Genomic DNA, 17,993 nt, shown 5'->3' with positions numbered 1-17,993 from the left:
TTTAACATGCTACAATAGATGATGGAAGTTTGATTATTGGAGGGAAGTTCATGAATTTCACTAAATCTGAACAATTATATGATGAGGCCAAGCAACACATTGTAGGCGGAGTCAACTCCCCGTCACGTGCCTATAAAGGAGTGGGCGGCGGAACACCGGTGTACATGGACCGGGCAGAAGGCGCCTATTTTTACGATGTCGACGGCCAAAAATATATTGATTACTTAGGGGCATATGGACCGATTATTACAGGGCACGCCCACCCGCATATTACTGAAGCGATTACGAAAGCAGCCCAAATTGGTGTATTGTACGGCACACCGACCGTACTTGAGAATACATTTGCCAAAAAACTGAAAGATGCTATCCCGTCTTTAGATAAGGTCCGTTTCGTAAACTCAGGAACAGAAGCTGTGATGACAACGATTCGTGTGGCCCGTGCCTACACTGGCCGTAATAAAATTATTAAATTTGCAGGCTGCTACCACGGTCATTCAGACTTAGTCTTGGTTGCCGCTGGCTCTGGACCTTCTACTCTTGGTACCCCGGATTCAGCAGGTGTACCTGCTTCTATTGCTGAAGATGTAATTACTGTACCATTTAATGATATTGAACCTTATAAAGAAGCGGTTAGACGCTACGGTGATCAAATAGCAGGGGTGCTCGTAGAACCAATCGTAGGAAATTTTGGGATTGTAGAGCCGAATCCAGGATTTTTGCAACAAGTCAATGACCTGGCCCATGAAGCCGGCTCTCTCGTTATTTATGACGAAGTAATCACAGCCTTCCGTTTTACATATGGAAGCGCGCAGCAAATCCTTGATATTGAACCAGATATGACGGCTATGGGTAAAATTATCGGCGGCGGTTTACCAATCGGTGCTTATGGTGGACGTGCAGACATTATGGAACAAGTTGCACCACTGGGACCAGCTTATCAGGCAGGCACTATGGCTGGAAACCCAGCTTCGATGTCAGCAGGGATAGCTTGTCTGGAAGTCCTTCAGCAAGAAGGCATTTATGAGGAAATGGATAGGCTTGGTGCTCTTCTGGAAGAAGGAATCTACAAACACGCCCAGGCGAACGATATTTCCATCTCCATCAATCGTCTAAAAGGTGCTTTGACGGTTTACTTCACCGATGAAAAAGTCGAAAATTATGAACAAGCTGAGCAAACAAATGGCGAACAATTCGCTAAATTCTTCAAGCTTATGCTTGATCAGGGAATTAACCTGGCCCCTTCTAAATACGAAGCCTGGTTCCTAACCACAGCTCACACAGAAGAAGATATCAATACGACACTGCAGGCTGTCCAGCATACATTTGAAATAATGGCCCAAGGCTAGGCCAGCTTTGTAACCCTTGAGTTTATTCTCAAGGGTTTTATACGATCTAGGGCATTCTTTATCACCTTCACCCATTGTCTTATCGAGGACTCGATTACTTCTTTTCGCAAACGGGTACGATAGTTTGTATAGTTCATCCTGTCTCTTCCTACTAAAGAAGTGATAGGATATACTAATATAGACGAATGAAAAGGTAAGGATGGTCGTTCAATGAAATTAGGCGCACGTATGATGAAAACTGGGTTAGCCGTAGCTGTAGCCTTATATGTAGCTGAATTACTAGGGTTTGTGTCACCACTTTTAGCAGCTATTGCAGCCCTATTTTCGATTCAACCTTCTATCTATCGATCCTATCAATCGATTGTGGAACAAATCCAGGGGAATTTAATAGGTGCCGGGATTGCTATTATTGCTGTATTTACACTAGGGAACGATCCCTTTGTGGTTGCTTTTGCCATTATTGTTGTGATTGGCCTCACTATGAACCTGAAGATGAATGAGAGTACGATTTCATTAGCCGCCGTAGCTGTTGTTGCCCTTATGGATTCAACTGATCTGACGTTTATGTATTTTGCGGCTTCGCGTCTGAGTTCACTCTTGCTAGGGATATTGGCCGCATTTGTGGTCAACCTTGTGTTCGTCCCACCACATTATGAAACACGCCTTTTTGCAAAAATTGATACCACAACTACTGATATTCTTCAGTGGTTACGGGTCACGACAAGACAGCTTTCAGACGAACCAGCATTAAAATACGAAATCACGCGTATCCAGGATAACTTTCGCTGGATTGATCATACTTATTTGTTATACTCTGAGGAACGAACTTACTTTAAGGGAAAACGGTTTGCCAAAGGAAGAAAGCTTGTCTTATTTAGACAGTTGATTACGACAACGAAGAAATCATTTGATGTGCTTAAAGCTTTTTACCGGCTTGATCATCGAATTGAACAAATACCAAGCCAATTTCAAGATTCATTAGTGAACGAGCTCGACAAGCTAATCAATGCACATGAAAAAATCGTCCTCAGCTTAAAAGGACGAATTAAACAAACCCATAAACAATCACTGAGAGAAATTGAAGATCCGAATATTCCAGTGCTTGTAGAACAGCTGATTCAAGTATATGAAGAAAATCATAATCCAGATAAGCTTATTTTCCTGCCGCTGGCTTCCCAACTGATGGAGTATCATTACCAGCTGGAGAAATTTAAGCGATTATTAAAAAGCTACGAAAAACACCGTCATCACAATTCCATACAAACAACTGAGAAGTAAAAAGCAGGTGACCGTTGACGGTCTCCTGCTTTTTATAATTGTTCACATTTCATCTAAGTTCCCAAGTATTCTGTTTTATGATCATCAAGCTGCTGAACCTGATACAAATCGTAATAATGACCTTTTTGCTGCATTAATTCTTCATGTGACCCTACTTCAACGATTTCACCGTTTTCAATATGAACGATACGATCCGCATGGGTGATCGTTGCTAACCGGTGTGCCACGATAAAGGTAGTTCGATCAGAAGCCAGACGTTCAAGCGCTGATTGAATAAGGCTTTCGCTTTCCAAGTCCAACGCCGATGTGGCTTCATCAAGCACTAATAGTGGAGGATTTTTCAAAAATACCCTGGCAATCGCAACACGCTGTTTCTGACCGCCAGAAAGTTTGACTCCACGCTCGCCGACTAACGTATCATAGCCGTGCTGCAAATTCATAATGAAGTCATGAGCGTTTGCTGCCTTAGCCGCCTCGATCATTTGTTCCTCAGTAGCATCGGGATTCCCCATCTTAATGTTCATAGCAATGGACTCACTAAAGAGAATGTTATCCTGAAGCACCATTCCCACCTTGTCACGTAAGGAACGGGCTTGCACATCACGAATGTCCTGGCCATCGATTAAGATTTGACCACTCGTTACATCATAAAAACGAGGTATTAAGCTAATCAAGGTTGACTTTCCACCCCCGCTCATGCCTACGAAAGCAATCGTCTCTCCTTTTTCAACCTGGAGGTTTACCTCATTCAACACATCCGGTTCCCCTTCATCATATCGAAACGATACATCCTTAAACGTCACATCGCCGTGGACGTGTTCTAACCGCTTGGCATCCTTCTTATCCACGATGTCGTATTTTTCATCAAAAAACTCAAACACCCGGTCCATGGAAGCAATGGATTGAGTTAAGACGGTGGCGGAATTGACCAGGCGTCTTAACGGGTTATAGACACGGTCCATATATCCGACAAACGCTACCATTGTACCTACCGTCAAAGCTCCCGTAATCACCTGATAACCAGCAAAGGTGATGACAAGTAAGGGAGCCAGATCAGTAATAGTATTCGTAACAGAATACGTGTAAGCATTCCAATTCGTATGCTTAATCGCTCTATCTAAAAAGTTCGAGTTACGTGTATCAAACTGTTCATGTTCATGATCTTCAAGTGCAAAGCCGCGTATAACCGGCATTCCTTGAACCCGTTCATGGAGGTGCCCTTGAACTTCAGCAAGTGCCTGTGAACGGTCTCTGGTGAGCTTCCTTAACCTTGCATAGAAAAACTTGACAGCAAACCCATATAACGGAAACAGTGCGACAGATACCAGTGTTAACCAAGGGTCAAGAGTAAGCATGATAATAATAGCAATAACAATTGTAAACATATCTAACCAAATATTCATTAACCCTGTTATCACAAAAGTCTTGGTCTGCTCCACATCATGAATGACACGAGAAATTATTTCACCGGTCTTGGTTTGTGAATAAAATCGCAAGCTAAGTTTCTGGATGTGATCAAACAGCTTATCCCGCACATCATACAATATCGTATTTCCGATCCATTGAGCTAAATATTGACGAATGTACTCAATAGGCGGACGCAAGATCAGAAACACAAAAAAGGCGCCGCCCATAAGCAGCAGTAATTGATCAATTTTTTCTGATTGTGCTAATGATTCCGAATTAATGATATTGTCGATCACATATTTTATAATCAACGGCATCAATAACGGGATTGAAAATTTTACAACTCCGACAGAAACAGTCAGAGCAATCTTTTTTTTATATGGCTTAACAAAAGCTAAGTAGCGCTTAATACTATTCAAACTATATCACCTATTTTCCCTAACCATAAGTATGCGCACCATTACAGTGCGCAAAAAAATAATCTTACCGGTATGTTAAGTAACGTTCATACCATTGATCAATGAATTCTGGCGAAAACGGACCTTTTCTTTGCCTGACCCATCGAACAAGGGTGTCTACATTATTGTATAAAATCCGATCTAGAACATGAGGATAATTCATTTGACGTTTGTGTATTTCGTACTCGTCTTCATCAAGCAGTTTAAACGTCATATCTGGAAATATCTTTACATCCAAGTCATAGTCAATGTATTTAATCATTTCATCCTCATATATAAAAGGGGAACTGATATTACAATAATAGTACACCCCATCATTTCTCAGCATACCTATTACATTGAACCAATACTTTGAATGGAAATAACAAATAGCCGGTTCACGCGTAATCCACGTACGCCCGTCACTTTCTTTTACCCTTGTACGGTCATTGGCTCCAATAATTACATTCCTCGTACCCTTAAGTATCGTTGTGCTTTCCCACACACGATGCAGCTGTCCATTATGTTTATAGCTTTGAATTTCAATTCGCTTTCCAGCGGCGGGGCCGGGCATATTCATCTCCCCTTCCCTTTTATTTTCCCGAATCACACCTTCTATCTATTATAACGACAATCGATACTGAATGAAAACAATTGGGTTTAAAAAACAAAAGCGTAGAGGGACGAGAAAGTTCGGTTAAGACCGGGATTAGCGGAAGTTCGACTAAAACCGGGGTTAGCGGAAGTTCGGTTAAAAACGGCACGTCCTGTGCCAACACCGAATTACCCCACATCCTGTGGGGCATGTGCCAACACCGAACTAACCCGCGTCCTGCGGGGCATGTGCCAATACTTAACGACCTAAGTCGTGTAGGGTCAAAAAAGAAGCCGCCCACATTTGGACGGCTTCCGGGAGTTTGATACCAGGCTAACTAGCAGCCTGACCAAGCTAGATCAGAACTCAGGTTACTTTTTCTTAGCCTGAGATTTTTGATTTTGCTTTTGTACTTGTTGTGCATTAGTTTGTTCTGCACCAAATTCAGTACCAAATTGGCCCTGACCTTGGGCAGCTTGTTGGTTCTGCTTACGAACCTGCTGTGCATCAGTACCAGCTGCTTGTTTACCCGCTTGTTTGGGTTGTTTAGCCATCATAATCACCTCCGCAAAAATTATTGTGCGCAGATACACCAATTTCATTCTCTTTTTTTTCATCTTTTTTGTAGTAAATAGTTCGAGCGAATCATGGCACAATAAAAAGAACGCTTCCGAAGAAGCGTTCTTGTATAAATCATTATTTTAGAAGCGTTTTGCTCCAATGTAACGCGGGCTCCAGTATGGGTTAGAAAGTGAACTAATTTCTACTCCACGTGAAGATCCTGCATGGATAAACTGATTACCGCCAACGTAAATTCCAGCATGAGAAGCACCTGGCTTGTACGTTTCGAAGAAAACAAGGTCTCCTACTTGCAAGTTAGAAACACTGTCTAAGCGGCTGTCAGCGTAGATGGAAGCAACAGTACGTGGAAGGCTGATCCCTTCTTTTTCAAATACATACTGGATGAAACCGCTGCAGTCAAATCCTGCTGGTGACTCTCCGCCCCATTGATAGGGTGTGCCAATATGTTGTTTAGCTTCTTGAATTAATCCAGAGTTTGAAACCTCTGTATTTGTGGTATTAGATGAAGTGTCAACCTTATCCGTAAGAGCTGATCCTTTTAAGCTTAACGTTTGGCCCACATAGATGATATGACCGGAAATGTTATTCCAGCTTTTCAGTGAAGAAACGCCTACGCCAAAACGAGACCCAATCTCAGATAATGTATCACCAGGCTGCACAGTGTATTTTTTAACGTTATCACTGGCAGTTGATTCTCTGGAAGGACGTGATACTTCGCTTGAATCTCCAGATGTATTGCTTGTTCCATTAATGGACAGCTGATCACCTGTGAAGATTAAAGAAGAGCTCAAGTTGTTCCATGCCATCAAATTGCTTACGGAAACATTATATTTACTTGCAATTCCTGATAAAGTGTCTCCACTTTTGATTGTATATGTACTTGCTGTACCGTTGCTTGAAGTCGATTCATTTGATGATGAACCATCTTTATTTACAACTAGTGACTGACCTACGAAGATAAGATGACTATTTATATTGTTCCATGACTTAAGTTCTGAGACTGAAGATCCGTATCTATTACTTAATTCCCAAAGAGTATCGCCTGATTCTACTTTATGTAATTCATCCGCAAAAACTGTCGTTCCCCAAAGTGACGCTCCGACTAAAGTTCCCCCAACAGCAGTTGCCAATTGTTTTTTATTCATCGTAAAACCCTCTCTATTATTTACTCTGTTTTCTATTATTCATAAATTAGATTTAGTTGTAAATAGTCCGAAACATGAGTAATAGACTAGTAATCTATTATTTCCCTTGATATGACAAGCTTCACCACGTTTCGTTACATTTAAATTACAGTTGTGTTACATGTTTAGTTATTATAGTCATTTTTTACCCCTGAATCCTTATTTTACTGCATAAAACTGGCTTAAAAAGTCATAATAATGAGAAGATGAAAAGATGCTCATAACTTCGGTCAAAATTTGTCGTAACCATAAAAAAGCTGTTGGTTTTCGTTACTTAATCCACCTGGAAAATTAATAAAAATTTTACAAAAAAATAAAGCTTTGCAGAAGTTTATAAAAAACCTGCAAAGCTTTAGATACAGAACATTATAGCTGTTACAAAAGAGTATATTGATGTATTTTTTGATGTGAAACAGGATATGGAAACTTATCGATATCGTCTTTCGATACAAATTGCGCATTTTGTCGATCAAGATCGCCACCGACGATGCTGACACGTACAACTTCCATTTCCCAAATAAGGTGAGAAAAGACATGCTTCACATGGTCTACGGTCGATTGCAATTCTATGTGCAGACCATATTCACCATAAAACCAATGCTTTACACTCTCCTTATCCAGGTCTGTCATAGGTACCATAGGGTATTGCCACATTGAAGCCAAAAGACCCTCCTCAGGTCTTTTTTCAATAAGTACATTACCACTCTCATCTTCTATAATCAAGGCTAGATATGGGACCTTCTTTTGCTTTTTCTTTGAAGACTTAATAGGCAATTCTGACTCGACACCTTCAGCAAATGCACGACATTGATCCTGAACGGGGCACAGCAGACAGGAAGGAGATTTAGGCGTGCAAATGAGTGCACCAAGCTCCATTAACCCCTGGTTGAATGCAGAAGGGTTCGACTCCGAAATCAGTTCATATACTAGACCTTCAAAGAGTTTCCGTGTCTTAGGTATGGCGATATCATCGTCAATATTCAAAATCCTTGATAGCACACGCATAACGTTACCGTCGACTGCCGGCTCTGGCTGGTCATAGGCAATACTTAGGATCGCCCCTTGAGTGTAAGGACCTACACCTTTTAATTTTTTAAGTTTATACTTATCATCCGGTACAATCCCTCCGTAGTCCTGTACTACCTCGCGTACAGCGTTTTGAAGATTACGAGCTCGGGAATAGTACCCTAAACCCTCCCATGCTTTTAAAACGGCTTGCTCGTCCGCATCTGCCAGATCTTTAGGAGTTGGGAAAAGGTTCATAAAATGATGATAATATGGAATGACGGTATCAACACGTGTCTGCTGGAGCATAATTTCTGACACCCAGACACGATAAGGATCTTGATTTTCCCTCCATGGGAGAATCCGTTGCTCTTTATCAAACCAGTCAATCAACTGGTCCCTAAAATGCTGCTCGTTAAACTGCTCGATTATCTGAGGAACTCTTTCTTCGACTTTCATCATACATCATCCTTCGTGTTACACTTTAGATTATGCCGTTTTGCCAAAGGAGGTAGCTTTAATGGACACTGGTACACACGTAGTCATGGGAGTCGCGCTGGGTGGATTAGCCACTCTGGATCCTGTTGTCCAATCTGATCCTATGTTATTTAACGCGGTATTGGTTGGAACACTTGCAGGATCTCAGGCACCTGACTTCGACACGATTCTTAAACTTAAAAATAACGCTGTGTATATCCGACATCACCGTGGAATTACTCATTCGATCCCAGCTGTTATTTTATGGGGACTTGGCATCCCTTTTCTTATACATTTATTCACTCCTGAGGTGAGCTTTTTACACCTTTGGCTCTGGACATTTCTGGCGGTTATTCTTCATGTATTTGTTGACGTATTTAATGCGTATGGAACCCAGGCATATCGACCTTTTACAAAAAGATGGGTCGCCTACGGGTTCATTAACACGTTTGATCCCTATATATTTACTATGCATTTAGCAGGTATCGTCGCCTGGAATTTAGGTGCTAACCCAGGATATACGTGGCTGATTATCTATTTCGTGATCGCCCTCTATTATGTTAAACGATATTTCGAAAAACGTGAACTCGTTAAAATCGTCCACCATTATTTTGACGATGTCGAGCTTGTCGCTACGTCGCCTACGATGAAACAAAATGTATGGCGAATCGCGATTACCACTAAAACTCATTATTACGTTGGGCGTGCTGTCGATGGACACATTACGATTCAGGACGAATTTATAAACAAAGTCATTGACTACGAGGATCCTGTCGTCCAAAAAGCGCTGACTGATCATAATATCAAAGCTTTTTTATCGTTTTCACCGGTGTATCGTTACGATATTAACTATTTTGATGAATTCACTGAAGTGCGCTTCACTGATTTACGGTATCGCTCAAAAGGTCGTTATCCGTTTGTAGCACTTGCGCAAATTGATGATGAACATGGAGATGAACTTAAAATATTGAATTCGTACACAGGCTGGGTATTTACCGAAGAAAAATTACAAAACAAATTATCGATAGCGCCCGAATCAAAAGGCTAATCATTCTCAAGTAAGAAATCCGTGCTGACTTCAGCACGGATTTCTTAATGAAGATGCCCTTTTTTCCTTAACAGTTCTTTATATTTAGGGTTTGTAGCAATAAACTCATGGAGTTTTGGACCATAATTCTCAATCCACCTTACCACGATCTGTTCAGTCATTTGCTTCCCTTTATATTGCCGCCCAGCCTTGGCCTGAGTGGTTTCAAAGTCTTCCCAAAGCAATTCCACCCATGTTCTTGCTTCATCAATTGTTAAATGACCATTTTTTTCGTACAAATATTCAGCAAGTCGTTGAAAATTATCTTCCATCGTTTTCACCTCAAAAAAGTGGCAAAGTTTACATTGTTATTGTAGCACATAGCACTAGGGATATGACATATACTAAGTTCGTTCACAGCTTGAGGTGGACAAGGAGGAATGAACATTGCGTAATAAAGCAAAAGGATTTCCAAATAAGAAAATGACCAGTGCTCCTGAAGATCAAAGTGAATTTTTAGCTTTACGTCCTGACGGCAGCATAAACTCTAACCCCCAAGAGCGCGCGCTGAAATCGCGGGAACGTGAAGTCAACCAGGGAGGGAAATATTAGTATGTCTCATAACAAAGGCAAAAAGCATTTTCCCCACCGTGGAACAAAACACTTAAGAGACAGGGTAAATGGTGAAACAGCACAAACGCAATCTGAACGTATTACAGAAGTTCAAATGCGAAAAAGAATGTAAAGACAAAACCTGTACACTTATGTTGGTGTACAGGTTTCCCCTATTTTTACCTAGTTATTTTTTCACCCAGCATGGAAATCGGGAGTGCCACTTCTTCCTTTCCAGCACGCTCTCCCTGTTGGTTCTTACGGTAACCCCAGGCGAATACTCCATTCATGTACTCAATGAAAAACGTATGGGCCGGGTCCCCATCTATTTGATAGACTTCGTTTGCCTTGAATTGATTCGGGTCTATCATATACGATTTCGCCATAATGATTTTTCGTTCGTGAACGGCATACTCGTTCACCATCCCCAATTGCTCGGCTTTGAGTGCTTTCTCTTTTAGTTCGGCAATTTCTGATCTTAATTCTTCATAGCTAAGATCACTATATCTTCTCTCCACATTCATTCTCCTTTGTAACCTGTCAGCTATCAGCTAGGACTGTAAGCCATCATCCCAGCCCCTCTATTTACATTTTATCAGGATTTGTTCACAATAGAAACGGTGAGGAGATTTATATGGGAGGATTGGAAAATGAAAAACGTATTAATTACTGGAGCCGGGACAGGTCTTGGCCGAGCACTGGCCCATCAGTACGCTCATAATGGCTATCACGTTTATTTATCAGGCAGAACAGAACGCAAACTGCTTATTGTAAAAAACGAAATCTCTAAGGCAGGGGGCAGTGCCGAAGTATTAATTTGCGATGTCACGGAGCCCGCCTCTGTAAGTGAAGCGATTAAGCAGCTTAGTCACCTTGATGTCCTTATTAACAATGCTGGTCTGGGGATATTTAAAAATGTAGAATCCTATGACGAAGAAGATATTACCAAAATGTTTAATACCAATGTCAAAGGTACAATTCTCATGACAAAGGAAGCTACTGAATTACTAAGGGTTTCCAATGGACGAGTACTAAACATTATTTCTACAGCCGGTTTGCGAGGAAAGACGAACGAAAGTGTCTATTGTGCATCAAAATTTGCAGTTCGCGGCTTCACGGAATGCCTCCATCAAGAATGGCAGCACGAAGAAATGGCTGCTACAGCTGTATATATGGGCGGCATGAATACACCTTTCTGGCATGAGAGCACACATGTTTCAAATCCTGAAATATTAAAAGGCCCTGAAGGCGTAGCCGAGCAGATTTTCCAAGAAGATGACGGTCGCGAGGAAATCATTATTGATAAATAAGTATGTATAGATGTAAAAAAAGGCTGATCGCAATGACCAGCCTTTTTATTCCTTATTCGCCAAGTTTTTCTTCTTTCACTTTAGCCACAATCGCTTCAATAGCTTCCGCTTCATCTGAACCTTCAGCCGTAAACTTCACTTCAGCTCCGTTTGGAATCCCAAGGGACATAACTCCCATGATGGACTTCATATTTACGGACTTCCCTTTGTACTCAATGTTCACATCAGATTGATATTGACCTGCAATTTGCACTAAAGCTGTTGCTGGACGTGCATGCAGGCCGTCACCTGAAGTAATCGTTATTGTTTCTTCTGCCATGAAAATTCGCTCCTTTTTATTTACTTAATTGAATAATATCAGGCTCGTTCCGCTTAACTTCACCCGTTGCTTTCAGCTCCACAGACTGACCCTCATTTAAATTAGTGAAGACGATTGGTGTCACAATGGAAGGAGCATGTTCCTTCACATAATCAAGGTCTACCTCCATTAAGGCCTGGCCTTGTTTAACCGTGTCTCCTTCTTCTATGAGCGCCGTAAAGCCTTCTCCTTTAAGTTTGACGGTATCAATTCCAATGTGAATCAAAATTTCCATTCCATTGTCTGCTTGAAGTCCGATCGCATGCTTCGTTGGGAAAACATTAAGCACTTTACCATTGATAGGCGAAACTATCTTACCATCTTTCGGTTCAATTGCAAAACCATCACCCATCATTTTACCAGAGAATACTTGATCAGGTACTTCTGTAATAGGGAGTACACGTCCTTGGATAGGGCTGATAAATTCTAATTTACCTGCTGTTACAGGTGCTTCTGCACTTTTAGCTTCATTGACAATTTCAGCAACATCTTCCCTGGATCGAGGCGTTTTGCCATCAATAATATCTTGCATTTGCCCTCTTAGTGTATCAGAAACAGGACCAAAAATCGCTTGAATATTATTTCCAACTTCCATAACACCTGAAGCGCCAAGTTTTTTCAAACGGTTTTTATTGACGTTACCTTTATCATTCACAGAAACACGGAGTCGTGTAATACATGCATCTAAGTGATCGATATTTTCCTGACCACCCATAGCTTCGAGGATCTCAAATGGAAGATCGCCAACTTCTCCATCATCTTCAGCATCTTCCGCTTCATCTTCACGTCCTGGTGTAGCTAGGTTAAACTTCAGAATGGCCCAACGGAAACCAAAGTAATAGATCACTGAGAAACAAAGACCTACAATGATTACCCACCACCATTCCGTACGGTTAGGGAGTACTCCAAAGAGAATGAAATCAATCAAACCGCCTGAGAAGGTTTGTCCAATTTTCACACCGAGAATCTCCATTATCATAAAGGAAAAACCAGCAAAAATACAATGAATACCGAATAGTAACGGGGCTACGAATAAGAATGAGAATTCGATTGGCTCGGTAATCCCCGTTAAGAAGGATGTCAAGGCAGCCGAAGCCATAATCCCGCCAACCACTTTTTTACGTTCCGGCTTAGCAGTGTGGTAGATTGCAAGTGCCGCTGCTGGAAGTCCGAACATCATGAATGGGAATTTACCGACCATGAAGGTACCTGCTGTAAATTCAACACCGTCTTGCAGCTGAGCAAAGAAAATCGCCTGGTCACCACGGACAATTTCTCCGGCAGCAGTTGTGTACGTACCAAATTCAAACCAGAAAGGTGAATAGAATATGTGATGTAATCCAAATGGAATTAACGCACGTTCAATCATACCGAAGAAAAAGACAGACACAGTCTGGTTGGTTTCAAGCATTAAGTGGGACAATGCGTTCAAACCAGTTTGCGCATAGGGCCAAACGAACAGCATAATGATCCCTAAGAATAAAGACGTAAAAGCTGTGATAATAGGTACAAATCGTTTACCAGCAAAAAATCCTAAGAATTGCGGTAGCTCAATATTGAAATACCTATTATACATCGAGGCCGCTAATATACCGACGATTATCCCGCCGAAGACACCTGTTTGCAAGGTTGGAATACCAAGAACCTCAGCATAAGCAGGTTCTGAGGCTGCCATTTCCGGGGTTACTTCACCTAGAACCCCCATCACGACGTTCATAATCAGGTAACCGATGATGGCAGCTAATCCGGCAACACCGTCTCCTTTCGCCAAGCCAATCGCTACACCTACAGCAAACAATAACGGCAAGTTGTCAAAGACGATTCCGCCGGCCTCCGCCATTACTTTAAGTAGAGTCTGAACCCATGGTGTGCCAAAGAATGGAACTTTTTCAACAAAGTCATCTTGAGCAAAACTTGTTCCGAAAGCCAGCAAAATACCAGCAGCTGGCAGCAATGCTACAGGGAGCATCAAGGCTTTACCGACTTTTTGCAATGTACCAAATGCGTTTTTAAACAAGTAAATCTCCTCCTATTTTTTTATTTGTGAGAAAAACAGCAATCGTCAGAAAAATAAAACGGTTTCATAATTGCTGAAAACAAAAGGGACAAGTGCCCGGTAGAACGAGAAAAGACGTTCGATTAAGACCGGAGCTAGCGAGAGTCCCTTCAAACCGCCACAATTAACCATTAAAAAAGGCATGAGTATAGAGTTCCTGCAGCACCATTTGGATATACATATCCCAATGATAACCAAGGATCTCTGATACTCATGCCTGATCGTATCAGTAACACGTAACGTTAAGATTTATAGGTTAACCGTTGCAGATGAATCGTCAAATAAATAGCTTCTGATTCATCCACTGGCTTATTTAGCTGTTTTTGCATCACTTTAATCAACTTCCATGCAAGATTATAGCATACAGGATACTCTTGTTTCAACATATTAGCGAGCCGAATTTCATCTCCTGTATTTTCCTCTTGATAGACTCTGTCTATTGCCCTGTGTAAATGTTGGACGAGACGATGGTAATCAACACTATGACGATCAATGTTCACTTCCATTGTTTCTTCCACAAGCTGAACTAGTGTTGTAATCAAGTGATTGTGACGATTGATCTCACGAAGCGTTTTATCCGTTACCGCACTGTGAATATGTAAGGCGATGAATCCTACTTCACCTTCAGGGAATTGAATGTTTGTCTTGTCAAAAATCATCGTAACAACTTCCATGGCCACCTGATACTCCTTCGGGTAGAGCGACTCAATTTCAGGTAAAAAAGGATTCCTAAATTGCATATTTTTTTGTGACCGATTGATCGCAAAAGCTAAGTGGTCCGTTAAAGCCACATGGATATGCTCATTTAACTCCTGTCCCATTCTATTTTCAATATGATAGAGAATATCGTTCATAAAATCGATAAAGTCTTCTTCAATATAAGGGAGGAGATTCACATACTGTTCCTTCTCCTTCTCATTGCGCAGCAAAAACGTTTTATCGGCTTTATTAAACGAAGCAGCATCCCCTTTTTTCCTGCCAAAGCCTATCCCCTTCCCAATGAGAACAACCTCCTCATAAGAGGGATGCTTCGCAATCACCACATTATTATTCAATACTTTATCAATCATTAAACCTTCATCCATTTTTGTTCCTCCACACCATCATACCAATCTTTTTTACTAACCTTCTGTTTATCTCTCTAGTTCTTATCGTATAGTTCCTGTTCCCATTTGACAACAGCTAGACTTGGAAAATAGCTTTTTCATTGTTTCCCATTAGCTGAAGTTGTACAATTTCCAAAGGCGTGTTTACAAGACTCGCTCATGAAGAAGTGATTATATGGACAGCGCTTTTTAACGACTTAATTGGGAGTAGGAAGGAGTTCAACTCATGATAAAATTATTCATTACAGACCTTGACGGAACATTACTGGGTAAGGACCACTATATCAAACAAGAAGATATTCAGTCTTTTCATCGGTTACTTAACCACAACATTGAACTAGCGATTGCGACAGGACGTATGGAACATGAAAGTACAGAAATTCTCCGAAGAATGAAACTAAAAGGGCATAGGATTAGTCAAAATGGTGCGTTTATCTATGGCCAGGACGACTCTCTGATCCATTCAGAAACATTTACGAAAACCAGTGCTGATCACGTTTTGCATAACATTCAGGGCCACCCTATGGTTACAACGATTTCCACAGCAACAGACACTTATACATCAGAACATAACGAATGGATTGATATCATTAATGAACAGCTTTTTCATGAAATTATTGTTGATCCTAATATGGTGATGGAGCTCGGTCAATCTATCCACCCTTCTAAATTCACACTGCACGGAAATGAAGAAGATATTACACATGTACATGAACAGCTTGTAAATCAATTTGGTAAAACGGTCGATATCTTTATTTCCCACGAGAATGTCATTGACATTATGCCACCATCAATTAATAAAGGAAATAGCGTTTTAGCTTTATTAGACCATCTTAATGTCAAACCTGACGAAATTGCCTGTATAGGAGATTCTTTTAATGATCTTTCTATGTTTGCCGTCACGCCAAACAGTTACGCCATGTCAACGGCTCATCCAGAAGTTCAAGCTAAAGCCCACACTGTCGTTGATCATGTCCATGAAGCAATTGATGACTTAATCCACCGAGGTCTCGTCTAACATACAGAACCGCCCAGTGATTTGAAATAGCTGAGCGGTTTAATTATAATCCATCAATAATAAAATCGTGACATAAAGACTTCAGCAGATATGACCGAAGCTTTCTTAGGCACATTACCTCTCATTGATCTTTTCCTCAATAAACCGTTCGATTAAATCGAAGCTGAATCCTTTGCGATATAACCCGGTTTTAATCTTTTGTTTTAGTTCGTATCCCTCTGCTTTTCGCTCAAATTTCTTGAGTAATTTCTCTCCTTGGTAAACGATGGCTTCCCACTCTGTATCTTCCCCTTCCTCTTCTGGTAATTGCTCAAATACTTCTTTTATGACATCGCTCTGAAATCCCTTTTGCATCAAATTCTGCTGGATGGTTTGGATGAGCTGACGCTGAGATTTCTTTTTTTCGCTGGCTGCTTTCTTTTCCGCAAATTTCAAAGCCTTTTCCACCGCTTTATCAAAAGGGAAAAACTGAAGGGCCTCTTCCGCTCCAGAAGCACTTACTCCTTTTTCGATTAATTCCTTTTTGACTAAGAGCGGTCCCTTACTCGAGGTTTGCACACGGGTTCTGACTAAAGAATTAGCAAACTCCTGATCATCGACAAGCTTCTCTTCTCTTAAACGGTTCATCACTTCATCAATTTGTTCATCATCAGCTTCCTTCTTTACTAAATAATCACGTATTTCCTTTTCTGAACGCATACGGTAGCTTAAATAATGAATAGCGAGGGTATATGTTTTATGTATCGTATCTTTCTGGATCAACGCTGCGATCATAGATTCATCAATCTCCATTGACTTCCGAAGGTGAAATTTAACGAGGAGCTCTTCATCGACGCTGAAACCATAAGCCTCGCCCTGACCGTGATCCAAGAAGATATTATAACGGTTTTTCGACTTTTTCTGTGTCGTAATTCGCGTAATTTTTGGCAAAAGAACCACACCCTTTCTCACTTATTGTAGCATGGGAATAATTGAACACGATCATGTGACGAACTATTTTTCCTTCCCACATGATCAAAAATCTAGGAGGAGATCCAATTGAAATTTGCTATTACTGGCGGAACAGGATTCGTGGGTTCAAAACTCACTGACAAACTCACTCGTGAGGGGCATCACGTTTATATACTGACAAGAAATCCTCAAAAGCATAATGATACGGAGAATGTTAGCTATATTGGCTGGTTAAAGGATGAATTTGCCCCCTGGGAGTACTTACCGTCAGTTGATGCCATTGTCAACCTGGCCGGAGAATCCTTAAGCAGCGGACGTTGGACAGATGAACGAAAGCGGAATATTATGAACAGTCGTATTCAAGCTACAGAAGGTGTGATCGATCTTATCGAACGAATGGACCGTAAGCCAGAGGTTCTCGTTAATGCGTCTGCCGTAGGGTATTACGGTAAATCGGACACAAAAACGTTTACGGAGGAGACAGACCAACCCGGAAGCGACTTCCTTGCGAATGTCGTCGTTGAATGGGAAAAACGAGCAGCAAAGGCTCAAAATTTTGGAGTACGTACAGTTTACATTCGATTCGGTTTGATTCTTGGGGAGGAGGGCGCTTTACCAAAAATGATCCTGCCTTACAAACTTCTGGTAGGAGGAAATTTGGGTTCAGGTGAACAATGGATGTCCTGGATCCACGTTAAGGATGTCGTAGAGCTCATTACCCATTCGGTAAACACCCCTTCAATGGAAGGTCCTATCAATGGGACAGCACCCAATCCCAAACGAAATACAGACTTTGGTCAAACCCTTGCCAGCGTACTTGGACGACCCCACTGGATTACGGCACCGTCTTTTGCCTTGAAAACCATCCTTGGTGATATGAGTACACTGCTGTTAGATGGCCAATCTGTCATGCCTAAAAAAGCTAAAGCACAGGGATACACTTTTTTATTCCCTGAATTAAAACAAGCATTACAGTCTATCTTAAAACGATGAGCGATGCTGCTTTCCAGCTCGCTTTCTTCTACCTTCCTATTCACTTATAACCTGATGGTAAAAGACTTGGCCTTATCCAGGATTTGCAGATGTTCATACCTTATCTTTGACTCTATGTTGAGGGGGGTGGATGGGAAGGCAGTGACGTAAACGAAAATTTGTAAGAATGCCTATTCCCTTTTCAAATAAATTCGATTATGATTACCTTAAGTAAGTCATATTGACCGTAGGTGCAGGGAAGGCAAATGGTG

The 17,993-nt window shown here is 41.2% G+C and carries 19 protein-coding genes; 8 read left to right on the top strand and 11 right to left on the bottom strand.

Features of this window, described 5'->3' with window-relative positions; translation table 11 throughout:
• Positions 1–50: 50 nt before the first annotated feature.
• Positions 51–1,346 carry a glutamate-1-semialdehyde 2,1-aminomutase gene (locus P9989_RS05945; RefSeq protein ID WP_283077884.1) on the top strand — a complete coding sequence of 432 codons (1,296 nt, stop codon included), beginning with the start codon at positions 51–53 and terminating at the stop codon, positions 1,344–1,346.
• A 210-nt stretch (positions 1,347–1,556) separates the two neighbouring features.
• The gene (locus tag P9989_RS05940) at positions 1,557–2,624 is read left to right on the top strand and encodes an FUSC family protein (RefSeq protein ID WP_283077883.1); all 1,068 of its coding nucleotides are present in this window, start codon (positions 1,557–1,559) and stop codon (positions 2,622–2,624) included.
• A gap of 53 nt (positions 2,625–2,677) precedes the next feature.
• Here the strand turns inward: P9989_RS05940 and P9989_RS05935 are convergent, their stop codons facing one another.
• From P9989_RS05935 to mutY, 5 genes are all read right to left on the bottom strand, one after another.
• Entirely contained in the window at positions 2,678–4,450 is a 1,773-nt protein-coding gene (locus P9989_RS05935; protein WP_283077882.1) for an ABC transporter ATP-binding protein, read from the bottom strand.
• 64 nt (positions 4,451–4,514) lie between these two features.
• On the bottom strand, positions 4,515–5,042 hold the full coding sequence (gene ntdP, locus P9989_RS05930) for a nucleoside tri-diphosphate phosphatase (RefSeq protein ID WP_283077881.1): 528 nt from the start codon (positions 5,040–5,042) through the stop codon (positions 4,515–4,517).
• Positions 5,043–5,434: 392 nt separating this feature from the next.
• On the bottom strand, positions 5,435–5,617 hold the full coding sequence (locus P9989_RS05925) for a gamma-type small acid-soluble spore protein (RefSeq protein ID WP_205439475.1): 183 nt from the start codon (positions 5,615–5,617) through the stop codon (positions 5,435–5,437).
• A gap of 147 nt (positions 5,618–5,764) precedes the next feature.
• Positions 5,765–6,790: a C40 family peptidase gene (locus P9989_RS05920; RefSeq protein ID WP_283077880.1), complete on the bottom strand. Its 1,026-nt coding sequence runs from the start codon at positions 6,788–6,790 to the stop codon at positions 5,765–5,767.
• Between the two features lie 414 nt (positions 6,791–7,204).
• A complete protein-coding gene (mutY, locus tag P9989_RS05915; protein WP_283078849.1) occupies positions 7,205–8,293 on the bottom strand; it encodes an A/G-specific adenine glycosylase in 1,089 nt (362 codons plus the stop codon).
• A 61-nt stretch (positions 8,294–8,354) separates the two neighbouring features.
• On the opposite strand from mutY, the gene P9989_RS05910 reads away from it, so the two are divergent.
• On the top strand, positions 8,355–9,359 hold the full coding sequence (locus tag P9989_RS05910) for a metal-dependent hydrolase (protein ID WP_283077879.1): 1,005 nt from the start codon (positions 8,355–8,357) through the stop codon (positions 9,357–9,359).
• A gap of 44 nt (positions 9,360–9,403) precedes the next feature.
• Here P9989_RS05910 and P9989_RS05905 read toward each other — a convergent pair whose 3' ends face one another.
• The gene (locus tag P9989_RS05905) at positions 9,404–9,670 is read right to left on the bottom strand and encodes a YfhJ family protein (protein WP_283077878.1); all 267 of its coding nucleotides are present in this window, start codon (positions 9,668–9,670) and stop codon (positions 9,404–9,406) included.
• Positions 9,671–9,785: 115 nt separating this feature from the next.
• On the opposite strand from P9989_RS05905, the gene sspK reads away from it, so the two are divergent.
• Both sspK and P9989_RS05895 read left to right on the top strand, forming a co-directional pair.
• Complete coding sequence (sspK, locus tag P9989_RS05900; RefSeq protein ID WP_079526682.1) at positions 9,786–9,950, top strand: small acid-soluble spore protein K; 165 nt, start codon at positions 9,786–9,788, stop codon at positions 9,948–9,950.
• A gap of 1 nt (position 9,951) precedes the next feature.
• Positions 9,952–10,083, top strand: a complete 132-nt coding sequence (locus P9989_RS05895; RefSeq protein ID WP_283077877.1) for a YpzG family protein — start codon at positions 9,952–9,954, stop codon at positions 10,081–10,083.
• A 46-nt stretch (positions 10,084–10,129) separates the two neighbouring features.
• On the opposite strand, the gene P9989_RS05890 is transcribed toward P9989_RS05895, so the two are convergent.
• Entirely contained in the window at positions 10,130–10,474 is a 345-nt protein-coding gene (locus P9989_RS05890) for a YfhH family protein (RefSeq protein WP_283077876.1), read from the bottom strand.
• A gap of 126 nt (positions 10,475–10,600) precedes the next feature.
• On the opposite strand from P9989_RS05890, the gene P9989_RS05885 reads away from it, so the two are divergent.
• The gene (locus P9989_RS05885) at positions 10,601–11,260 is read left to right on the top strand and encodes an SDR family NAD(P)-dependent oxidoreductase (RefSeq protein ID WP_283077875.1); all 660 of its coding nucleotides are present in this window, start codon (positions 10,601–10,603) and stop codon (positions 11,258–11,260) included.
• A gap of 52 nt (positions 11,261–11,312) precedes the next feature.
• On the opposite strand, the gene P9989_RS05880 is transcribed toward P9989_RS05885, so the two are convergent.
• From P9989_RS05880 to glcT, 3 genes are all read right to left on the bottom strand, one after another.
• Positions 11,313–11,579: a phosphocarrier protein HPr gene (locus P9989_RS05880; RefSeq protein ID WP_283077874.1), complete on the bottom strand. Its 267-nt coding sequence runs from the start codon at positions 11,577–11,579 to the stop codon at positions 11,313–11,315.
• A gap of 16 nt (positions 11,580–11,595) precedes the next feature.
• A complete protein-coding gene (gene ptsG / locus P9989_RS05875; RefSeq protein WP_390306648.1) occupies positions 11,596–13,587 on the bottom strand; it encodes a glucose-specific PTS transporter subunit IIBC in 1,992 nt (663 codons plus the stop codon).
• Between the two features lie 329 nt (positions 13,588–13,916).
• Positions 13,917–14,759, bottom strand: coding sequence for a glucose PTS transporter transcription antiterminator GlcT (gene glcT, locus P9989_RS05870; protein WP_283077872.1), 843 nt, complete (start codon positions 14,757–14,759; stop codon positions 13,917–13,919).
• A gap of 247 nt (positions 14,760–15,006) precedes the next feature.
• Between glcT and P9989_RS05865 the strand changes: the two genes are divergently transcribed.
• A complete protein-coding gene (locus P9989_RS05865; protein WP_283077871.1) occupies positions 15,007–15,798 on the top strand; it encodes an HAD family hydrolase in 792 nt (263 codons plus the stop codon).
• Between the two features lie 114 nt (positions 15,799–15,912).
• Here the strand turns inward: P9989_RS05865 and recX are convergent, their stop codons facing one another.
• The gene (recX, locus tag P9989_RS05860) at positions 15,913–16,737 is read right to left on the bottom strand and encodes a recombination regulator RecX (RefSeq protein ID WP_346274892.1); all 825 of its coding nucleotides are present in this window, start codon (positions 16,735–16,737) and stop codon (positions 15,913–15,915) included.
• Between the two features lie 99 nt (positions 16,738–16,836).
• On the opposite strand from recX, the gene P9989_RS05855 reads away from it, so the two are divergent.
• Positions 16,837–17,742: a TIGR01777 family oxidoreductase gene (locus P9989_RS05855; RefSeq protein WP_283077869.1), complete on the top strand. Its 906-nt coding sequence runs from the start codon at positions 16,837–16,839 to the stop codon at positions 17,740–17,742.
• The last annotated feature ends 251 nt before the right edge of the window (positions 17,743–17,993 follow it).

It is taken from the genome of Halobacillus naozhouensis, assembly GCF_029714185.1.
GTDB lineage: Bacteria > Bacillota > Bacilli > Bacillales > Halobacillaceae > Halobacillus_A > Halobacillus_A naozhouensis.
This window is presented reverse-complemented; position numbering and strand designations above follow the sequence as displayed.

What these genes read in the sequence shown, in the direction of transcription:
- P9989_RS05940 (WP_283077883.1), top strand. Translation starts at nt 1,557, where the DNA reads ATGAAATTAGGCGCACGTATGATGAAAACTGGGTTAGCCGTAGCTGTA.
- P9989_RS05895 (WP_283077877.1), top strand. Translation starts at nt 9,952, where the DNA reads ATGTCTCATAACAAAGGCAAAAAGCATTTTCCCCACCGTGGAACAAAA.
- P9989_RS05910 (WP_283077879.1), top strand. Translation starts at nt 8,355, where the DNA reads ATGGACACTGGTACACACGTAGTCATGGGAGTCGCGCTGGGTGGATTA.
- ntdP (WP_283077881.1), bottom strand. Translation starts at nt 5,042, where the DNA reads ATGCCCGGCCCCGCCGCTGGAAAGCGAATTGAAATTCAAAGCTATAAA.
- P9989_RS05905 (WP_283077878.1), bottom strand. Translation starts at nt 9,670, where the DNA reads ATGGAAGATAATTTTCAACGACTTGCTGAATATTTGTACGAAAAAAAT.
- P9989_RS05925 (WP_205439475.1), bottom strand. Translation starts at nt 5,617, where the DNA reads ATGGCTAAACAACCCAAACAAGCGGGTAAACAAGCAGCTGGTACTGAT.
- ptsG (WP_390306648.1), bottom strand. Translation starts at nt 13,587, where the DNA reads ATGCTCCCTGTAGCATTGCTGCCAGCTGCTGGTATTTTGCTGGCTTTC.
- P9989_RS05885 (WP_283077875.1), top strand. Translation starts at nt 10,601, where the DNA reads ATGAAAAACGTATTAATTACTGGAGCCGGGACAGGTCTTGGCCGAGCA.
- P9989_RS05865 (WP_283077871.1), top strand. Translation starts at nt 15,007, where the DNA reads ATGATAAAATTATTCATTACAGACCTTGACGGAACATTACTGGGTAAG.
- glcT (WP_283077872.1), bottom strand. Translation starts at nt 14,759, where the DNA reads ATGGATGAAGGTTTAATGATTGATAAAGTATTGAATAATAATGTGGTG.
- P9989_RS05890 (WP_283077876.1), bottom strand. Translation starts at nt 10,474, where the DNA reads ATGAATGTGGAGAGAAGATATAGTGATCTTAGCTATGAAGAATTAAGA.
- P9989_RS05920 (WP_283077880.1), bottom strand. Translation starts at nt 6,790, where the DNA reads ATGAATAAAAAACAATTGGCAACTGCTGTTGGGGGAACTTTAGTCGGA.
- P9989_RS05880 (WP_283077874.1), bottom strand. Translation starts at nt 11,579, where the DNA reads ATGGCAGAAGAAACAATAACGATTACTTCAGGTGACGGCCTGCATGCA.
- P9989_RS05945 (WP_283077884.1), top strand. Translation starts at nt 51, where the DNA reads ATGAATTTCACTAAATCTGAACAATTATATGATGAGGCCAAGCAACAC.
- mutY (WP_283078849.1), bottom strand. Translation starts at nt 8,293, where the DNA reads ATGAAAGTCGAAGAAAGAGTTCCTCAGATAATCGAGCAGTTTAACGAG.